General features: G+C 59.1%; 13 protein-coding genes. 8 read left to right on the top strand and 5 right to left on the bottom strand.

From position 1 onward, the window contains the following. Positions 1–3 precede the first annotated feature (3 nt). The 4 genes from argA (at position 4) to glrR (ending at position 5818) form a co-directional block, all read left to right on the top strand. Positions 4–1314: an amino-acid N-acetyltransferase gene (gene argA, locus Q1K07_RS16600; protein WP_300313342.1), complete on the top strand. Its 1311-nt coding sequence runs from the start codon at positions 4–6 to the stop codon at positions 1312–1314. 852 nt (positions 1315–2166) lie between these two features. Next, positions 2167–3693, top strand: a complete 1527-nt coding sequence (locus tag Q1K07_RS16595) for an ATP-binding protein (RefSeq protein WP_300313338.1) — start codon at positions 2167–2169, stop codon at positions 3691–3693. Beyond that, positions 3690–4319, top strand: coding sequence for a hypothetical protein (locus Q1K07_RS16590; RefSeq protein WP_300313336.1), 630 nt, complete (start codon positions 3690–3692; stop codon positions 4317–4319). Before Q1K07_RS16595 ends, Q1K07_RS16590 begins: the two co-directional genes overlap by 4 nt. A gap of 113 nt (positions 4320–4432) precedes the next feature. Then, positions 4433–5818, top strand: a complete 1386-nt coding sequence (gene glrR / locus Q1K07_RS16585; protein WP_300313333.1) for a two-component system response regulator GlrR — start codon at positions 4433–4435, stop codon at positions 5816–5818. On the opposite strand, the gene xseA is transcribed toward glrR, so the two are convergent. The 5 genes from xseA to Q1K07_RS16560 all read right to left on the bottom strand — a co-directional run bounded on the left by xseA (position 5787) and on the right by Q1K07_RS16560 (position 11403). Continuing rightward, positions 5787–7139: an exodeoxyribonuclease VII large subunit gene (xseA, locus tag Q1K07_RS16580; RefSeq protein WP_300313330.1), complete on the bottom strand. Its 1353-nt coding sequence runs from the start codon at positions 7137–7139 to the stop codon at positions 5787–5789. The genes glrR and xseA overlap by 32 nt on opposite strands. 126 nt (positions 7140–7265) lie before the next feature. Then, the gene (locus Q1K07_RS16575; protein WP_300313327.1) at positions 7266–8333 is read right to left on the bottom strand and encodes an AbrB family transcriptional regulator; all 1068 of its coding nucleotides are present in this window, start codon (positions 8331–8333) and stop codon (positions 7266–7268) included. Between the two features lie 61 nt (positions 8334–8394). Then, on the bottom strand, positions 8395–9900 hold the full coding sequence (locus tag Q1K07_RS16570; protein WP_300313324.1) for a tripartite tricarboxylate transporter permease: 1506 nt from the start codon (positions 9898–9900) through the stop codon (positions 8395–8397). Between the two features lie 49 nt (positions 9901–9949). After that, the gene (locus tag Q1K07_RS16565) at positions 9950–10402 is read right to left on the bottom strand and encodes a tripartite tricarboxylate transporter TctB family protein (RefSeq protein ID WP_300313322.1); all 453 of its coding nucleotides are present in this window, start codon (positions 10400–10402) and stop codon (positions 9950–9952) included. Continuing rightward, a complete protein-coding gene (locus Q1K07_RS16560; protein WP_300313319.1) occupies positions 10399–11403 on the bottom strand; it encodes a tripartite tricarboxylate transporter substrate binding protein in 1005 nt (334 codons plus the stop codon). Before Q1K07_RS16560 ends, Q1K07_RS16565 begins: the two co-directional genes overlap by 4 nt. A 171-nt stretch (positions 11404–11574) precedes the next feature. Here Q1K07_RS16560 and Q1K07_RS16555 point away from each other — a divergent pair, with 171 nt between their 5' ends. The 4 genes from Q1K07_RS16555 to guaB all read left to right on the top strand — a co-directional run bounded on the left by Q1K07_RS16555 (position 11575) and on the right by guaB (position 16323). After that, entirely contained in the window at positions 11575–12243 is a 669-nt protein-coding gene (locus Q1K07_RS16555) for a response regulator (RefSeq protein ID WP_300313316.1), read from the top strand. Then, the gene (locus Q1K07_RS16550; protein WP_300313314.1) at positions 12240–13640 is read left to right on the top strand and encodes a sensor histidine kinase; all 1401 of its coding nucleotides are present in this window, start codon (positions 12240–12242) and stop codon (positions 13638–13640) included. Before Q1K07_RS16555 ends, Q1K07_RS16550 begins: the two co-directional genes overlap by 4 nt. Continuing rightward, positions 13637–14722, top strand: coding sequence for an extracellular solute-binding protein (locus Q1K07_RS16545; protein WP_300313311.1), 1086 nt, complete (start codon positions 13637–13639; stop codon positions 14720–14722). The genes Q1K07_RS16550 and Q1K07_RS16545 overlap by 4 nt, the downstream gene beginning before the upstream one ends. Positions 14723–14853: 131 nt before the next feature. Beyond that, positions 14854–16323, top strand: a complete 1470-nt coding sequence (gene guaB, locus Q1K07_RS16540) for an IMP dehydrogenase (protein ID WP_149286157.1) — start codon at positions 14854–14856, stop codon at positions 16321–16323. Positions 16324–16348 lie beyond the last annotated feature (25 nt).

The following is a 16348-nucleotide window of genomic DNA, read 5'->3' as shown; positions in this document are numbered from 1 at the left end:
ACATTGAACACGCGCTTCTCCTTCGTTGACTGGTTTCGCCACTCTTCTCCCTATATCAATGCACACCGAGACCGAACCTTTGTTGTGCTGATTGAAGGTGAGGCCATGGCCGCTGGGCGAGGGGAGTCGCTGATTCAAGACTTGGCCTTGCTGCATACTCTGGGGGTGAATCTGGTCGTTGCATTCGGCATTCGCCCCCAGGTAAATGCCGCGTTGGCCGAGGAGAGCATCACGCCGGAGCGCCATGCCGGGCGCTGGGTGGCTGATGAGGCGATCATGGCCAGGGTAGAGCGGGTGGCGGCAGAGCAGCGCCTATGGCTTGAAGCAAGGTTATCGCTGGGGCTGCCGAATACGCCATTGCATGGCATCGAGCTGACTGCTGTGTCGGGTAACCTGGTGATGGCCAAGCCCTTGGGGGTTCGTGACGGTGTCGATTTTCATCGTTCTGGTGAAGTGCGTAGAGTGCGAGCGGCGGGCATCAGGGCATTGCTGGAGCAGAAGGCACTGGTATTGCTACCCCCGCTGGGGTATTCCAGCACAGGGGAGGTCTTCGATCTGGATGCTGCCGATGTAGCACAACATGCTGCTGTGGCACTGAATGCGGACAAGCTCATCCTGCTTGGTGAAGCTGATGGCTTACGGGATGAAGCAGGAATGCTATTGCGTCAGTTGAGTCCGGCTGATGCGGCGCCGCTATTACAATCGGCAGCTCCTGACAGTGAGCTGGCTCGCCATCTGGGTGCGGCCTGCGAAGCAGCATTGCACGGCGTGTCACGCACCCACCTGCTGTCCTGGCGTGATGCCGATGCCCTTCTTGGTGAGCTGTTCACACGTGATGGGGTGGGCACGATGATCACTCAGCATCGTTATGAGCAACTGCGAATGGCGGAACTGAGTGATATCGGTGGCCTGCTCGAGCTGCTTGAGCCTCTGGAGCGGCGGGGAATGCTGGTGCCTCGTTCTCGTGAAAGGCTCGAACATGATATCGATGACTACCTGGTGATCGAACGCGATGGCATGATTATTGGATGTGCCGCCCTGCATCGCTTTGATGGCAGTAGACTCGGTGAACTTGCCTGTGTCGCCGTGCATCCAGACTATCGCAGTGGTGCTCGTGGAGAGCGCCTGTTGGCAGAAGTCGAGCGCATTGCCGGCCGGCGCGGAATTGACAGTCTTTTCGCCCTGACGACACATACGGCACATTGGTTCCTGGAGCATGGTTTCATCCAGGCAACTCTGGAAGAGTTGCCACCGCTCAAGCGGGATGCATACAACCATGCGAGGAAGTCGAAAGTCCTGCTCAAGGCCCTCTAGAACACCGCACCCTCTTTCCCTCCATCACCGCCCGACGCTCTCGGGCGGTGGCTTCTCTTCGTACTCTGGTCTTATTGCATTGTCTCCATATGGAGACGAGATAACTTGTTGGTTTTTCTAAATTACCTAAAAACTATGATATTTGCGTTGCCGTTTGGAGACGTTTCTTCTGCTGTTTTACCGATATCTGCTTCGATGACACTGAAAGAGAAAAATAGTATTGATGTAAAGGTATGATAAATATCAATATTTCCATAACTGGCACGGTGCTGGCTATATATCATGGTGAGCAGGGGAAGAAGTGGGCTCCGGTCATGCTTCTTCCCGGATCGCTCTTCGGGAAATCACTGCCCTGTGTGTCCCGAAAAGTGTCCAGCGTCTGCTCCGCGCGAGATGTGCGACACAAAGGTTGCGATGAGACGGTACCGGCCTGAATGGCATGGATAGGTATCGTGAAGAGCAAGGATGCTCTGGCATGGATGCCCCCCTTATCGGGGAGAATTTAGTGCTGGTGCCCGAAAGGTGTCAGTGCGATGTACGAGGCTGGATGGTTTTCCATCCATGTTCCAACGGTCCGGTTCCTGGTGATGTAGGCGTTGGTACGGCTTCGGGCCTTCGGGCCACTGGAAGGTCGTTCAATGGGTGGGCCAGGCTATCGATTGATCGGTTTTTCAACCCCTTCAGTTCCCTGCGTATTCGGGCCGGCCATGCCGGCCCTTTTTTTAGGGAGCCTTTCTTGGTGAAGAAGGATGGATTACGACAAGTGATGACGAGGGTTTGGGACCCCACTTCTGGTATTCTGTGGAGGAATTGATGGACGCTTCATTCACTTTTCTTCATAGAACGCTGGTCATGACTTCTGCTGCCTCGCGCCGATGGCGCCCCCGTTCACTGTTGCAATTAGTATTGTTGGCCTTTGTCGTGGTCATGCTTCCTCTAGGCGTGCTGATGTACCAGGCTGGTCAAGCGCTATCCGAGTGGTCTCGACTGGCCGAAGTCAGTGCACGCCAGGCGGTGGTAGAAACCCGCCGGGCGCGTACATTGAGTTCGCTGGCGGTGGAAATAGAACGTGGTGCGCGTCAGTACGCTGTGGTTCAGCAACAAAGCTTGCTCGATATCTATGACGAGCGCCTGGAAGAGTTTCGTCAGTTGCTTGCCCAGCAGCGCTTGCTGCTGGTAGATGAAGAGCATGTGTTGGCCCTGGAAAAGTTGCTGGATGACTTGGCGACCTTACCGAAGCTTGATGCAGAGACCTATGAGAGGGCCCTGGGTTGGTTTGAACCGTTCTCGAAAAATGTAGAGGGCATGCGCAAGGCCACCAACCTTCGCATCGATGAGCGCCTTGATAATATTCGTGAACGGGCCATACAGGTACAACGACGCTTGTGGTGGCAAACGGCTGCGCTGGTATCGTCCAGTTTGCTGCTGATGCTGTTGTTCACCCGCTTGATTACTCGTCCTGTACGCCAACTCGAGCGTCGTATTCTGGGCATCGGCACCGGTCGTGCCGGTCAAGAGGATGGAAAAGTGAAGCGGGTGCAAGGGCCTGCAGAACTGGTAGTGCTTGGCGAGCGGCTCGACTGGCTGACCACGCGACTCGAGGAACTGGAAGCGCAGAAGCAGCAATTCCTGCGCCATATGTCCCATGAATTGAAAACGCCCCTTGCCAGTGTGCGGGAAGGTACGGCGCTGCTGTCTGATGGGGTGGTCGGAGAGTTGACCGAACAACAGCACGAAGTCCTCAGATTGCTGGATACCAGCGGGGGAGAGCTTCAGCGCCTGATCGAGCAACTGCTTGACTATAATTTGATACAGCACTCACGCAATGCCGAGATTGAGCGTCTCGACATGGCCACTGTCGTGAGTGAGGTATTAGCCAAGCATCGTCTGGCTCTCCAGTCGAAGGAGATGCGCGTTGAGGCCTTTCCCGGGCCTCTCAACTGGTTCGCTGACCACCAGGCGACAGCCCGAGTGCTGGACAACCTGATATCCAATGCCATCGCATATGGTGAGGATGGTGGAGAGCTGGTGATTCGTGCCAAGGCCTTGCATGATCGCTTGGAACTGGAAGTTGCCAATAGTGGTGACCCTATTGCGAAGCAAGATCGTCCTCATCTGTTCGAGGCGTTCTATCAGGGCCAGGCAAAGCGCAAGGGCGCATTGAAGGGCTCCGGAATAGGCCTTTCCGTGGCTGCTGATTGCGCCCGCCTGCAAGGTGGAGCATTGGCCCTGGTGGATGATCCTGATATGGCGGTTTGCTTCCGTTTGACGCTTCCTGCCAATGAGGGAAGCAAGGCAGTACAGCAATCACGACAATTGCAACAATCACGACATGAGCCCACTTCGTCGGGCAAGGACGCAAGGAACCTGACCTTATGATTACGAGGGCGCAGACCCTGTTATGCGGATGTCGTCATCCATGGAGCGATAGTCCGTTTTTCCACAAAGGCATGGAACGCCTGGCTCTGGCGGTCCTTTTTGTCAGCCTTACGGGGGTGGCCGGATGCGATGCATTGATACTGCAGGGACGTGATGGAGCACCCGCGGTGGTCGAAGACTCATCCCTGAAGTGTGCTGTCGATGCCAGCAATAACGTGCCGAATTTCGCGGAGTCGGACTGCATGCTGGAAGACTGGGTCGCCTTTGGCCTGGCCTCCCAGCGCGGTGATCACCAATGGCGCACGGATATGCTGGGGCGTACCGTGGGATACGCGCCTGAGCAGCGCTTGGCTCGAGCGGTAGTGCAGGCCTGGGGTTCGGTGTCCCAATGGCGCGAGGCATCGGATGTGCTCAAGTCGGACCTGGAATCGGCGCCTGAGGAACTGCAACCGCTGATGCGCTACTGGCGCAATGAGCTGGAGGGGCGCCTCGCATTGCAGGGGCGCGTTGGCTACAACGATGACGAAGTAGCGCAACTGCGCAAGGAGAATCAGGAACTTGCCAAGAAGCTCGAAGCTCTAACTGCCATTGAGCAAAACATTAACCTGCGTCAGCAGGTGGAATAGTCGTATCAATCTGCATCGGCAGGTCGACTTGATCATCTACCTGCGGTAGCAGGTGGGAAAAGCATCAACCTGCGATAGACAGGGGCCTGACAAGGCCCTGTGGAGACTCCGAAATGAAACACGTTGCAACGACGCCAAGCGCGAAGGTATCGGCCCACATTCTGCTGGTTGATGATGATGTCAGCCTGCTCAAACTGTTGGGTATGCGCCTGGAAAGCCGTGGCTATCGTGTGACCACGGCGGAGAGTGGGCGTGATGCACTGAAGCGGCTGGATGAGGCACGTCCGGACCTGGTGCTGTCCGACCTGCGTATGGACGAAATGGATGGTATGGCGTTGTTTCAGGAGATTCAGCGGCGCATGCCAGGCCTGCCTGTCATCATCCTGACGGCTCATGGCTCTATTCCTGATGCCGTCAGCGCCACGCGTCAGGGAGTCTTCAGCTTTCTGACCAAGCCGGTGGATCGCGATGAGTTGTTCGGTGCCATTGACGATGCCTTGGCGCATCTGACCAATACGGGTGAGGGGGATGACAGTTGGCGGGATGAAATCATCACCCGTAGCCCGGAAATGGAACGCATCCTGGAACAGGCCCGCATGGTGGCAGGCTCTGATGTCAGTGTTCTGATCACCGGCCCTTCCGGTTCGGGCAAGGAACTGTTGGCCAATGCCATCCATAAGGCGAGTTCGAGAGCCGACAAGCCATTCGTTGCCATCAACTGTGGCGCCTTGCCTGAGCAACTGCTGGAGAGTGAGTTGTTCGGTCATGCCCGGGGGGCGTTTACCGGCGCGATCAGTGAACATGGCGGACTGTTCCAGGCAGCCGATGGCGGCACCCTGTTCCTTGACGAAATCGGCGACATGCCGCTGTCGCTACAGGTCAAGCTATTGCGTGTCCTGCAGGAACGACAAGTACGCCCGTTGGGTTCGACCTCTTCCATACCGGTAGATGTGCGCGTGCTGTCTGCGACGCACCGCGATCTGGATCAGGCCATGCACGAAGGCGAATTTCGCGAGGATCTCTACTATCGCCTCAATGTCGTCAACCTGAAGTTGCCGCCATTGAAGGACCGTGCCGAGGATGTGCCGCTACTGGTCAAGCACCTGGTCGCCCAGGCTGCTTCGCGCCACAAGCCTTTCGTCAAGGGCTTTTCCCCGGAGGCCATGAACCTGCTGGCGACCAGTTCCTGGCCCGGAAATGTGCGTCAACTGGTCAATGTGGTCGAGCAGTGCGTGGCACTGTCCAGTGCTCCGATGATTCCTGAAGCCCTGGTGGCTCAGGCGCTCGTGGCAGAAGATAACGCGCTGCCTACCTTCAATGATGCCCGTGCCGGTTTTGAGCGCAGTTATCTGGTCAAGGTGCTGAAGATTACCGAAGGCAATGTGACGCAAGCCGCACGGATCGCCGGACGCAATCGCACCGACTTCTACAAGCTGTTGTCGCGCCATGAACTGGAGCCTTCTGCCTTCAAGCCTGGGGCTCAGAACTTACAGCGCTGACCGTCAGCGTCAATTTCCCTTCGCCCAACCGGGCATCGAGCACTTCACCTGGCCGAGTCTGATTCGCTGAGCGGATCACTCGGCCAGTGTCGTCTGCAAGAATGGCATAGCCGCGGCCAAGAACCGCGAGAGGGCTGACAGCATGTAGCTGGCGCATGCGCGAAGCCAACTGCTCGCGATGGCGTTTGAGGTCATGCTGCTGTGCACTGATCAAGCGTTGCTCGAGGCGTTGCAGCCGAGTGTGGGCCTCATGTAATGTCGCTTGAGGAGCGCGCAGCCGCAGGCGGTGGGCGAATTCGCGATGGGAGCGGGCACAACGATCGAGCGTATCCTGCATGGCGCGCTGCAGACGGCGTTGCAGTTGGAGCAGTGTTTGGTGCTGACGCTGCAGGTGCTCACCGGGGTGGCGCAGGCGAAGGCGCAGATGATCCAGGCGTTGGCTTTCGACCTCCAGGCGTCTGCGTTGTGTGCGAAGCATCTGGACTTCAAGCTGGCTCAAGCGCTGGAGCATGGTGTCACGCATGGGGACCAGGCGCTCGGCCGCGGCAGAAGGTGTGGGAGCACTGGCATCAGCCGCCAGGTCGGCGATGCTGGAGTCGATTTCGTGGCCTACTGCGGCCATTACCGGAAGGCGTGAGTGGTGGATGGCCCGGGCGAGGTGCTCATCGTTGAAGGCCCAGAGATCCTCCAGGCTTCCGCCTCCGCGGGTGATCAGCACGACATCCTGCTGGGGATCCAGTGTCGACTGCCGGTTGAGCAGGCCCAGCGCAGAAATCATGGCGGGAGCTGCCTCGCTGCCCTGCACGGGCACCGGAATCAGCGTGACCTTGACCAGTGGCCAGCGGGCTCGCAGGACAGCCAGGACATCGCGAATGGCGGCACCGGTGGCCGAGCTCAGTACCAGCAGGTGGCGCGGTGGATATGGCAGAGAACGGGCATTGGCAAACACGCCTTCTTCGGCCAGCTTGGTCTTGAGTGCCTCGAGGGCCGCAAGCAGAGCCCCAATCCCCGCCGCCTGTACGGCTTCCACGACCAGTTGATAGTCACCCCGCGGTTCGAACAGCGAGATCCGTCCTCGCACGCGAACCAGGTCGCCATCGCGCATTGGCGTCGATACAAAGCGGCTGCGAGTGCGAAACAGTACGGCACGCACCTGGGCTCGGTCGTCCTTGAGGGTGAAGTAGACATGGCCCGAAGACGGCCGAGACACACCAGACAACTCCCCCTCGACCCAGCACTCCTCGATGTTGGCTTCCAGAGCCTGGCGAGCACGACGATTGAGGTCACTGACAGAGAGAATGTCCTGGGGGGCATCGTTCATGAGAGCTTCCTTGTCGACGGGCGCAGCTGAGGTAAAAACAGGACCGAGATAAAAACAGGACAGTGGTAAACCTGTATCCAGCCTACCATGAACCGATCGATCTTCGTGTCGTACACCGCATGTTGTCTAGCGTGCGACCTTGCGTGTCAGCCAGCCGATCAACAGCGGCAGGGTGATCAGCAGCACTGTGATTCTCAACAGATGATGTGAGGTGACAAAGGCAGGCTCGATATTGAGTGCCAGGGCGACCAGGCTGAGTTCAGGTGCTCCGCCCGGCATATAGGCAATCAAGGCCGCTGCCACAGAATAGCCCGTCAGCTCATGCCCGACCCATGCCGCCACCACGGCCAGAACGGTGAGCATCACTGCCTGTATCAGTGCCAGGCCAAGTTGCCTGGCCATTTCCCTTAACGTGACACCGACAAAGCGTACGCCCACCGAGGTGCCGATGATCACCTGGGCCAAGGCGATCAGGACAGGTGGCAATACGGCATGAGTGGTACCGCTCAGGTGGAGGACAGAAGAGGCGAGGGCTGGGCCGAACAGCAGCGAATTGGGCAAGCGTAGTAGACGGCCGACGACGACCCCCACCACGGCAGCCCCTGCAAGCCAACCGCTATCCTCCAGTCCCGGAAAACTGAGCCATTGGCTGGCATTGCTGCGACTCGCGCTGATATCCACGTGGCCAATCAGATTGAGCAATGGCGGAATGGCTACCAGCAGCACGAGGATGCGCACGGCATGTGTCATGCCCACAGCGCGCAGGTCGGCGCCAGCTTCCTGTGCCATGGGTAACAGGGATGACAGGCCACCTGGCGCCCCTGCATAAATGGCGGTATCCAGCGAATGTCCGGCAATTCGGTGGGAGAACCAGACCGCGACCACCATCATGCTGGCGGTCGCGATCAACATGATGATCAGGCTACCCGACCAGGCAGCGAAATCACTGGCCATGCCGGGGGCGAAAGCCGATCCCAGCATGACGCCGATGACTACCAGTACCGCCTTGCGCACACGCCCCGGAGAGCCAAGCCGAATACCGGCAAGACTGACGGCTGTCGTCGTGATCAGCGCGCCCAGCAGCCAAGGCAGAGGCATGTTCAAGTGGTAGGCCACGAATCCCCCCAGGCCACCCAGTACCAGAGTGGGGATATAACGCAGGATGCCGGGCATGGCGATAGGTGGGGGCGACATTCAAGCTCCTGGATGTGAAAAAAGACACTCCGGAATCCACGGATCCCGGAGCATGAAAGGTTCAGGCGGTACCGGTCTTGCGTCCTGCCATGAGCTTGGGCAACAACCAGGGCAGTACCAGTAGTGCAGCGGCAGCAATCCACAGGAATAACGAGATGCCGGATTGCCACAGGATGCCCACGTCTCCGCCGCTGATGGCCAATGCACGACGCAGGTTGTCTTCCATCAACCCACCCAGCACGTAGCCAAGGATGATCGGCGCCAGCGAAAAGCCCAGCTTGCGCAGCAGGTAGCCGACAATACCGATGATCAGCATCAAATAGATCGCCGCCAAGTCAGAATGCAGCTGATAGACACCGACGAAGGACAGGACTGCGATGGCCGGGACCAGCACCCAGCGGGGAATGGTCAGCACCCTGGCGAAAACGCCTGCCAGTGGCAGGTTGAGTGCCAGCAGCACCAGGTTGCCAATATACAGTGAGGCAATCAGGCCTCCGGCAACTTCCGGGTTATCGCTGAACATGGTCGGGCCAGGGGTGATGTTATAGAGCATCAACGCGCCCAGCAGTACGGCCGTGGTGCCGGACCCCGGGATACCCAGCGTCAGCATGGGCACAAAGGAGCCCGCAGCGGAAGCATTGTTGGCGGCTTCGGGAGCGGCCAGGCCACGCATGTCGCCCTTGCCAAAGGTACCGTGCTTGTCGTTCAGGCGTTTTTCCGTGGTATAGGATACCGCACCGGCAACCGAAGCACCTGTCCCCGGCAACACGCCGATGATGAAGCCCAGCAGGCCTGAACGCAGCATGGTGCCCTTGCACAGCAGCAGTTCCTTGGTGGACACGAACACCCGGCCCAGGGGAGGCAGTTTGCCGTCATCATCCGGACGACTGGCGTGTTCCAGCATCAGCAGGATTTCACTGATGGCAAACAGGCCAATGATCATGACCACGAAGTCGACACCGTCGAACAGTTCGGGCATGCCGAAGGTGTAGCGCATGACGCCAGTGGCGGAGTCGACGCCGATCATGGCAATCATCACGCCAAGCACGGCACCAATGGCTGTCTTGATCGGGTCCTTGCCCATCATCACGGCCATGGAGGAAAACGCGAATACCATCAAAGCGAAGAACTCGGCGGGGCCAAACATCACCGCCACCCGAGCCAGCAAGGGGGCAAACAGGGTCAGGCCGAGGATGGCGATGGTCGCGCCAACGAAGGAACTGACGGCAGAAAGCCCGAGTGCAGGTCCCGCCAGGCCTTTCTTGGCCAGCGGATGGCCGTCCAGTGTCGTCATCACCGCACCGGCATCACCAGGCACATTGAGCAGAATGCTGGACATGCGGCCACCGTACTCGGCGCCGGTATAGATGCCCGCGAGCAGGATCAGGGCCGATTCAGCCGGCAGGCCCAGCGTGTAGGCCAGCGGCATCAGGATGGCAATGCCATTGATCGGGCCGATACCTGGCAGGGCCCCGAACAGGGTGCCGAGCAAGGCACCAAGGAAAGCAAGCCCCAGATTGAGTGGTGTCAGGGCGACAGAAAAGCCTTCGATCAGAAAGTCGAACATAGGAATACCTCATTCTTGGCAGGGGCATGTCTGGCCCTGCCAGAAACTGCTAACTCAGCCAGGTGCCGCTAGGCAGAGTGATGTCCAACCCGTGGGTGAACAGCCAGTAGCTGCCCAGGGCCATGAGAACACCGGTGATGATGGCCTGCCGCCATGAGGCGGAGAACAGACGTGCCAGCAGCGTGATGACAATGCATGAGCTGATGGCGTACCCCAGACGGGAGAACAGCAGGGCGTATATCAGCAGCATGGCGAGCACCGCGCACAGCTTCAGCGCTAGACGGCCATCCGGCCAATGGCCGTTGAGGCCAGGGCGAAAGATCAGCACCAGGGACAACACGCCCAGCAGGACCGATAGCCCCAGAGGGAAAGCCTTGGGGCCAACCGGGTCATAGCTGAAGGGCACATTGAGGGACAAGGCGTGGGCGGCACAGAATGCCGCCAGAACGATCAAGGCGATGCCCAGGCAGCGGTCCGCTGCCTGGCTGGTGGAAATGCTCATTGGGTCAGCCCCACCTGTTGCGCCAACTCCTTGAAGTCAGCGACTTGCTGCTTGACGTAAGCGTCGAACTCATCACCGACGATATCCATGGGGAATAGTCCGCGGGCTTCACGCAGCTTGGCGAAATCAGGGTCTTCGGCCAGTTTCTGGATACGATCCACCCAGGCTTGATAGTCTTCATCGCTGACTTCAGGGCCCGTGTAGTAGCCGCGCCAGATCGGCCACTTCACGTCATAGCCTTGTTCTGCAGCAGTAGGAATATCAGCGTAGGGCCCATCCATGCGCTCTTCAGATAGCGCCGCCAGGACACGGATGTCGCCGCTCTCGAGCTGAGACTTGAGCTCGGACAGGTCGCCGGTAAACACTTGGATATGATTGCCCAGCAGCGCTGCCAGAGCTTCACCGCCCCCTTCGAAGGCGACATAACGCAGGCGTTTGGGATCGATATCCGCAGCCTGGGCGGTAAGTGCCGCCTTCATCCAATCCTGGCTACCGATGCTGCCGCCAGCCCCGAAAGCGACCTGGGAAGGATTTTCCTTGAGTGCTGTCATCAGCTCTTCGAGGTTCTGCCAGGGAGCGTCGGCCTTGACCACGATGGCACCATAATCAACACCCAGCGCCCCCAGCCAGCGCACTTCACTGGCATCGTACTGGCCGAACTTGCCCAGCGCGAGGTTGACGGCTGCGCCCGTGCTGGCCGCGACAATCATATTGCCGTCATCCTTGCGCACGCCGTTGACATGGTTGTAGGCCACGGCACCGATACCGCCGGGCATGTAGGTGACCAGCATGGGGGCATCGATCAGCTTGGCATCGAGCAGGCCATTGGCGGCCAGGCGGCAGGTCAGGTCATAGCCACCGCCAGGTTTTGCTGGTGCAATGCACTCGGTCTTTTCGGCAGCCTGAGTGACTCCTGCGCCACCGAGCAGAACGGTACCAAGCGCTGTGCAGGCCAGTAATGGGAGGGAACGGCGCAATGGGAACGATGTGGTAATCTTCATGGCGGACTCCTGAATGCATCTTGTTGTGTTTGGGTGTTCAGCGGAAACAGCTATCGTTCAGCGAGAACAGCTGTCGTTCAGAAAAAGCAGATGCTGGAAGTTTTCGATGCTAGGCAGTGGAGCTTTCATCTACCTGTCATCTTGACCCCTTCTTACCGAGACTTTGGTCGTATGCGCCTTCTCGTTGTCGAAGACGATTCATTGATTTCGCGTTCCCTGACTCAGGCTCTCACGTCCCTTGGCAATACCGTCGAGACCTTTTCGACCTATCGCACGGCAAAGGAGGCCATACACCAGGGAGCATTCGACTTGCTGCTGCTGGATCTGGGCCTGCCGGATGGTGATGGACTGGGGTTGCTGGAAGAGATGCGTGAGCGAGGAGATTCCACGCCGGTACTGATTCTGACGGCCAGGGATAACCTGGATGATCGTGTACGCGGGCTGGATCTTGGTGCCGACGATTATCTGGCCAAGCCGTTCCAGTTGGCGGAACTGGAAGCCAGGGTCCGCGCATTGCTGCGCCGAAGCCAGCAGCGAACCGAGAACCTGTTGAGGCTTGGACCGCTGATGTTCGACCCGGCAACAGGGGCAGCAAGCCTTGACGGTTGTGCCCTGTCATTGCCTCACCGCGAGCGCCTACTGGTGGAGAGCCTGCTGGTGCATGCCGGCAACATCGTGCCTCGGGAGACACTGGAAAGCCGCCTGTTCGGTTTCGGCGAAGTTGGCTCCAATGCACTGGAAGTCTACGTCAGCCGAGTACGTAAGCGGCTCAAGGGAAGTGGTTTGCGCATCCGCACCTTTCGTGGCCTGGGATATCGCCTCGAGGAAGAGCAGGGGTGATTGTCGTCACTGGTTCGCTCAAGCGGCGCATGGCCGCTTGGTTGCTGGTGACCGTCATCGGGCTTGGTGCTTTGTTGATGATCGAAGCATGGGTCAGCAGCCGTCAGGCGGCGGACCGTGCGTTCGATGCGCAACTCGAGGCGGCCGCCTTGAGCATCTCCGAGGCCGTCCAGTGGCAGGATGGACGCCCGGAAGTGGTGATTCCTGTATCGGCGTTGCAGATCCTTGCCACCAGTTCTCAGGAACGAGTGTTCTATGCCGTTCTCGATAGCCAAGAACGTCGCCTGTCCTCCAACTGGGAGGTGACGATTCCGCAAGCCTTGCGTGACAGCGTGCGCAAGGCCCCCCTGGAAACGGCATTGCATACCGCCTATGGCGAATTGCGTGTCTACGGTCGCGAAGTGTCAGCGCCAGGGTGGGTCAGCCAGGAACCGGTTCAGGTCTGGGTCGGGCACACGCTCGGTGGACGTCAAACACTGGCCCTTACGCTGTTCAAGCAAGCAGTATCGCGTTTCCTTGCCATGGTGTTGCTGGCTGGCGTTCTGATGGCGCTGACCATACGCGTGGCATTGATGCCTTTGCGTCGCCTGCGTCACCAGTTGCGTCTGCGCGAGGCTGACGACATGCGTCCGCTGGACGCCGAAGTGCCCAAGGAAATGCATGAATTGGTTCAGACATTGGATCAACTGTTCACACGCCAACGTGAAGGACGAGAAGTGCTGCTGCGTTTCACCGCCGATGCCAGCCATCAGCTCAAGACGCCACTGGCCGGCTTGCAGACCATCAGTGAACTGGCGCTGCGCAGCTCGGACCCTGGACAGTGGCGCGCAGCGCTGGAAGAGGTACATGGCAGTGCCGAACGTACCAGCCGACTTGCTGGACAATTACTGTCGCTGGCGCGCTTGCGCCATCTTGATGACGCGCCGCAGCGCCAGCGTGTGGAATTGTGCGGACTGATGAGGGATGTTGCTCTGGAATGGGCGGGGCGCGATGAAGCCAATAGGCATGACCTGGGGCTTGATACGTTACCGACCCAGCCGTTGTGGGTGGAAGCGGAAGCCTGGGCGTTGCGCGAGTTGATCGGCAATGTCATCGATAACGCACTGCGTTATACGCCGGCTGGCAGCAGCATTACTCTGGGGCTGCGGAGAGAAGAAAACGAAGGTTGCCTGACGATTCGTGATGATGGCCCCGGTGTGCCCGAAGAACAGCTGGAACGCCTGTGCCGACCCTTTGAGCGTCTGGGCAGGCAGGGAACCGAGGGTTCGGGGCTGGGTATGGCGATTGTCGATAGCATCGCTCGGCGCCTTGGCGGTCACTTGAAAGTAGCGAACCTGTCGCCGTCAGGGCTCGTTGTCGAGTTGCGCTTACGCCTGGCGGAGGAGGAGGCCTCATGACTGCCCTGCGTATCAGCCTGGCGGCCACTGTCTTGCTGGCTATTGGGCTGGCCTCCACGTGGCTGGTCGTGGAACGGCCCAAGGGCAGTGTTCCGCCGCCATCCAAGCTGGTGATCGCTGCGGCGCTGGATGAAGCGGTAGTGGCGCCGCTGCTGGAAGCCTTTGGCCGCGCCTATCCGCATATTCAGTTCGAATATCGCGACCGGAGCTCCCTGGAGGTTGACCGCAGTGTCACCGAGGGAAATCCACCGGATGTGGTGATCAGTTCGGCGATGCCCTGGCAGATGGCCCAGGTCAATGCGGGGCTGGCGCGCCGCCTGGATAGCGAGGAGATACTCAACTGGCCGGAATGGGCCAAATGGCGCGATGAAGTCTTCGGCTTCACTTTCGAACCTATTGTGATGGCTTACCATCTCGAGCTTTCCCGTCATGTTCTGCCCCCGGAAACCCATGCGGACCTGCTTGAGTTGCTGGATTCCCGACAGAACCTTCTGCGCGGTCGGGTCGTGACCTATTCGCCTTTTAACAGTGGCATCGGATACACATTGTTCCAGCAGGATGCGCGCTATTCTTCGCGTTTCTGGGATCTGGTGACCAGCATGGGGAGGGTCGAGACAGAGGCGCTGGAGAATACCCAGCGCATGCTTGAGGGCATAGATAGCGGACGTTATTGGCTAGGCTATAACCTGCTGGGCTCCTATGCCCTGGTCTATGCCCAGGAACACCCCAATGTCATCGTCCAGATTCCCACGGATTACAGCCTGGTCATGATGCGTATGGTGTTCGTGCATCGGGATGCACCACATCCTGCCGCTGCGACGACATTCGTCAATTTCCTGCTCAGCGAGGAAGGGCAGGGCGTACTCGCAGGGCAGACGCCGATGTTCAGCATTCGGCCAGGGATCAAGGGGCCTTACACCGCGGCTCGCTTGCTCGGGCAAGTAGGAGATCGCCTGTATCCGATCCCTATCAATGCCTCACTGCTGGCCTTCGTCGACCCCGCCAGGCGTGAAGCCTTCATCGAGCACTGGCGGCAGGCTTTCTCTGGGGACAGGGAGGCCGTGGACGAGAGACATGAATGAGAGACGTGAATGAGAAAGTGGCGCCTTGATCCCCAGGTAATCGCTAGAGCACATTGCCCGAAACGTGGTCAAAACGTTATAATGCTCGATTAACTTATCTCCCTCCTACCAGCCTGTGGGTGTTGCCGATTATGTTACGTATGGCCCAAGAAGCACTTACGTTTGACGACGTATTGCTCGTTCCCGGCTACTCCGAAATCCTCCCCAAGGATGTCAGTCTCCGGACCCGCTTGACGCGCGACCTCTTCCTCAACATTCCTCTCGCTTCCGCTGCCATGGACACTGTCACCGAAGCGCGCCTGGCGATTGCCATGGCGCAGGAAGGCGGCATCGGCATCATCCACAAGAGCATGACAATCGCCCAGCAGGCGACGGAAGTGCGCAAGGTCAAGAAGCACGAGAGCGTCATCGTCAAGGACCCGGTCACCGTGGGTCCCAAGGCCAAGCTGTCCGATCTGCTGGCCATGGCGAAGGAGTATGGCTTCTCCGGTTTCCCGGTAGTCGAGGGGGAGAGCCTGGTCGGTCTGGTCACCGAGCGTGACATGCGCTTCCAGCCCAATCATGGCGATAGCGTGGCCGATATCATGACCCCGCGTGAGCGCCTGGTCACGGTAGCGGAAGGCACTGGGCTGGATGTGATCAAGGGCAAGATGCAGGAGCACCGCGTCGAGAAGATGCTGGTCGTGGATGACGACTTTCACCTGCGTGGCCTGGTCACTTTCCAGGATATCGAGAAAGCTCGTACTTTCCCCAATGCAGCCAAGGATGCCGATGGTCGTCTGCTGGTCGGTGCCGCGGTAGGTACTGGCCCTGACACGCCCGATCGTGTTGCCGCCCTGGCCGAAGCCGGTGTGGATGCCATCGTGGTCGATACAGCTCACGGCCATTCCAAGGGCGTGATCGAGCGTGTGCGCTGGGTCAAGGAGAACTATCCGCAGATTCAGGTCATCGGTGGCAACATCGCTACCGCTGCTGCTGCCAAGGCACTGGCCGAAGCGGGAGCGGACGCGGTCAAGGTCGGGATCGGCCCGGGTTCCATCTGTACCACACGTATCGTCGCTGGTGTCGGTGTTCCCCAGATCAGTGCCGTGGCCAACGTTGCTGAAGCTCTCGAGCCATATGATATCCCGCTGATTGCCGATGGAGGCATCCGCTTCTCCGGCGATATTGCCAAGGCGGTGGTGGCGGGTGCCAGCTGCATCATGGTCGGTGGCCTGCTGGCCGGCACCGAAGAAGCTCCCGGCGAGGTCGAGCTGTTCCAGGGCCGTACCTACAAGGCTTACCGCGGCATGGGTTCCATGGGAGCCATGTCCCAGACCCAGGGGTCCAGCGACCGCTACTTCCAGGACAAGGATGACGGTGTCGAGAAACTGGTGCCGGAGGGCATCGAAGGTCGCGTACCTTACAAAGGCATGATGAGCGCCATCGTCCATCAGTTGATGGGCGGTTTGCGTGCCTCCATGGGCTACACCGGCTGTTCCACCGTCGATGAGATGCGTACCAAGCCGGAGTTCGTCAAGATCACCGCTGCCGGCTTCAACGAGTCTCACGTCCATGACGTTCAGATCACCAAGGAAGCGCCCAACTATCGTGTTGGCTAGTAGCGTCCTGATTGAGCAATGACTC

Source organism: Halomonas sp. (assembly GCF_029263665.1).
Classification (GTDB): domain Bacteria; phylum Pseudomonadota; class Gammaproteobacteria; order Pseudomonadales; family Halomonadaceae; genus Halomonas.
Note: the sequence above shows the minus strand (reverse complement) of the source record. Positions and strands in the feature narration are given on the sequence as shown.

Excerpts from the sequence above, each read along its gene's own strand:
- Q1K07_RS16560 (WP_300313319.1), bottom strand. The coding sequence starts at position 11,403 with ATGAAGATTACCACATCGTTCCCATTGCGCCGTTCCCTCCCATTACTG.
- Q1K07_RS16575 (WP_300313327.1), bottom strand. The coding sequence starts at position 8,333 with ATGTCGCCCCCACCTATCGCCATGCCCGGCATCCTGCGTTATATCCCC.
- glrR (WP_300313333.1), top strand. The coding sequence starts at position 4,433 with ATGAAACACGTTGCAACGACGCCAAGCGCGAAGGTATCGGCCCACATT.
- Q1K07_RS16570 (WP_300313324.1), bottom strand. The coding sequence starts at position 9,900 with ATGTTCGACTTTCTGATCGAAGGCTTTTCTGTCGCCCTGACACCACTC.
- Q1K07_RS16595 (WP_300313338.1), top strand. The coding sequence starts at position 2,167 with ATGACTTCTGCTGCCTCGCGCCGATGGCGCCCCCGTTCACTGTTGCAA.
- Q1K07_RS16565 (WP_300313322.1), bottom strand. The coding sequence starts at position 10,402 with ATGAGCATTTCCACCAGCCAGGCAGCGGACCGCTGCCTGGGCATCGCC.
- Q1K07_RS16555 (WP_300313316.1), top strand. The coding sequence starts at position 11,575 with ATGCGCCTTCTCGTTGTCGAAGACGATTCATTGATTTCGCGTTCCCTG.
- xseA (WP_300313330.1), bottom strand. The coding sequence starts at position 7,139 with ATGAACGATGCCCCCCAGGACATTCTCTCTGTCAGTGACCTCAATCGT.
- Q1K07_RS16545 (WP_300313311.1), top strand. The coding sequence starts at position 13,637 with ATGACTGCCCTGCGTATCAGCCTGGCGGCCACTGTCTTGCTGGCTATT.
- guaB (WP_149286157.1), top strand. The coding sequence starts at position 14,854 with ATGTTACGTATGGCCCAAGAAGCACTTACGTTTGACGACGTATTGCTC.
- Q1K07_RS16590 (WP_300313336.1), top strand. The coding sequence starts at position 3,690 with ATGATTACGAGGGCGCAGACCCTGTTATGCGGATGTCGTCATCCATGG.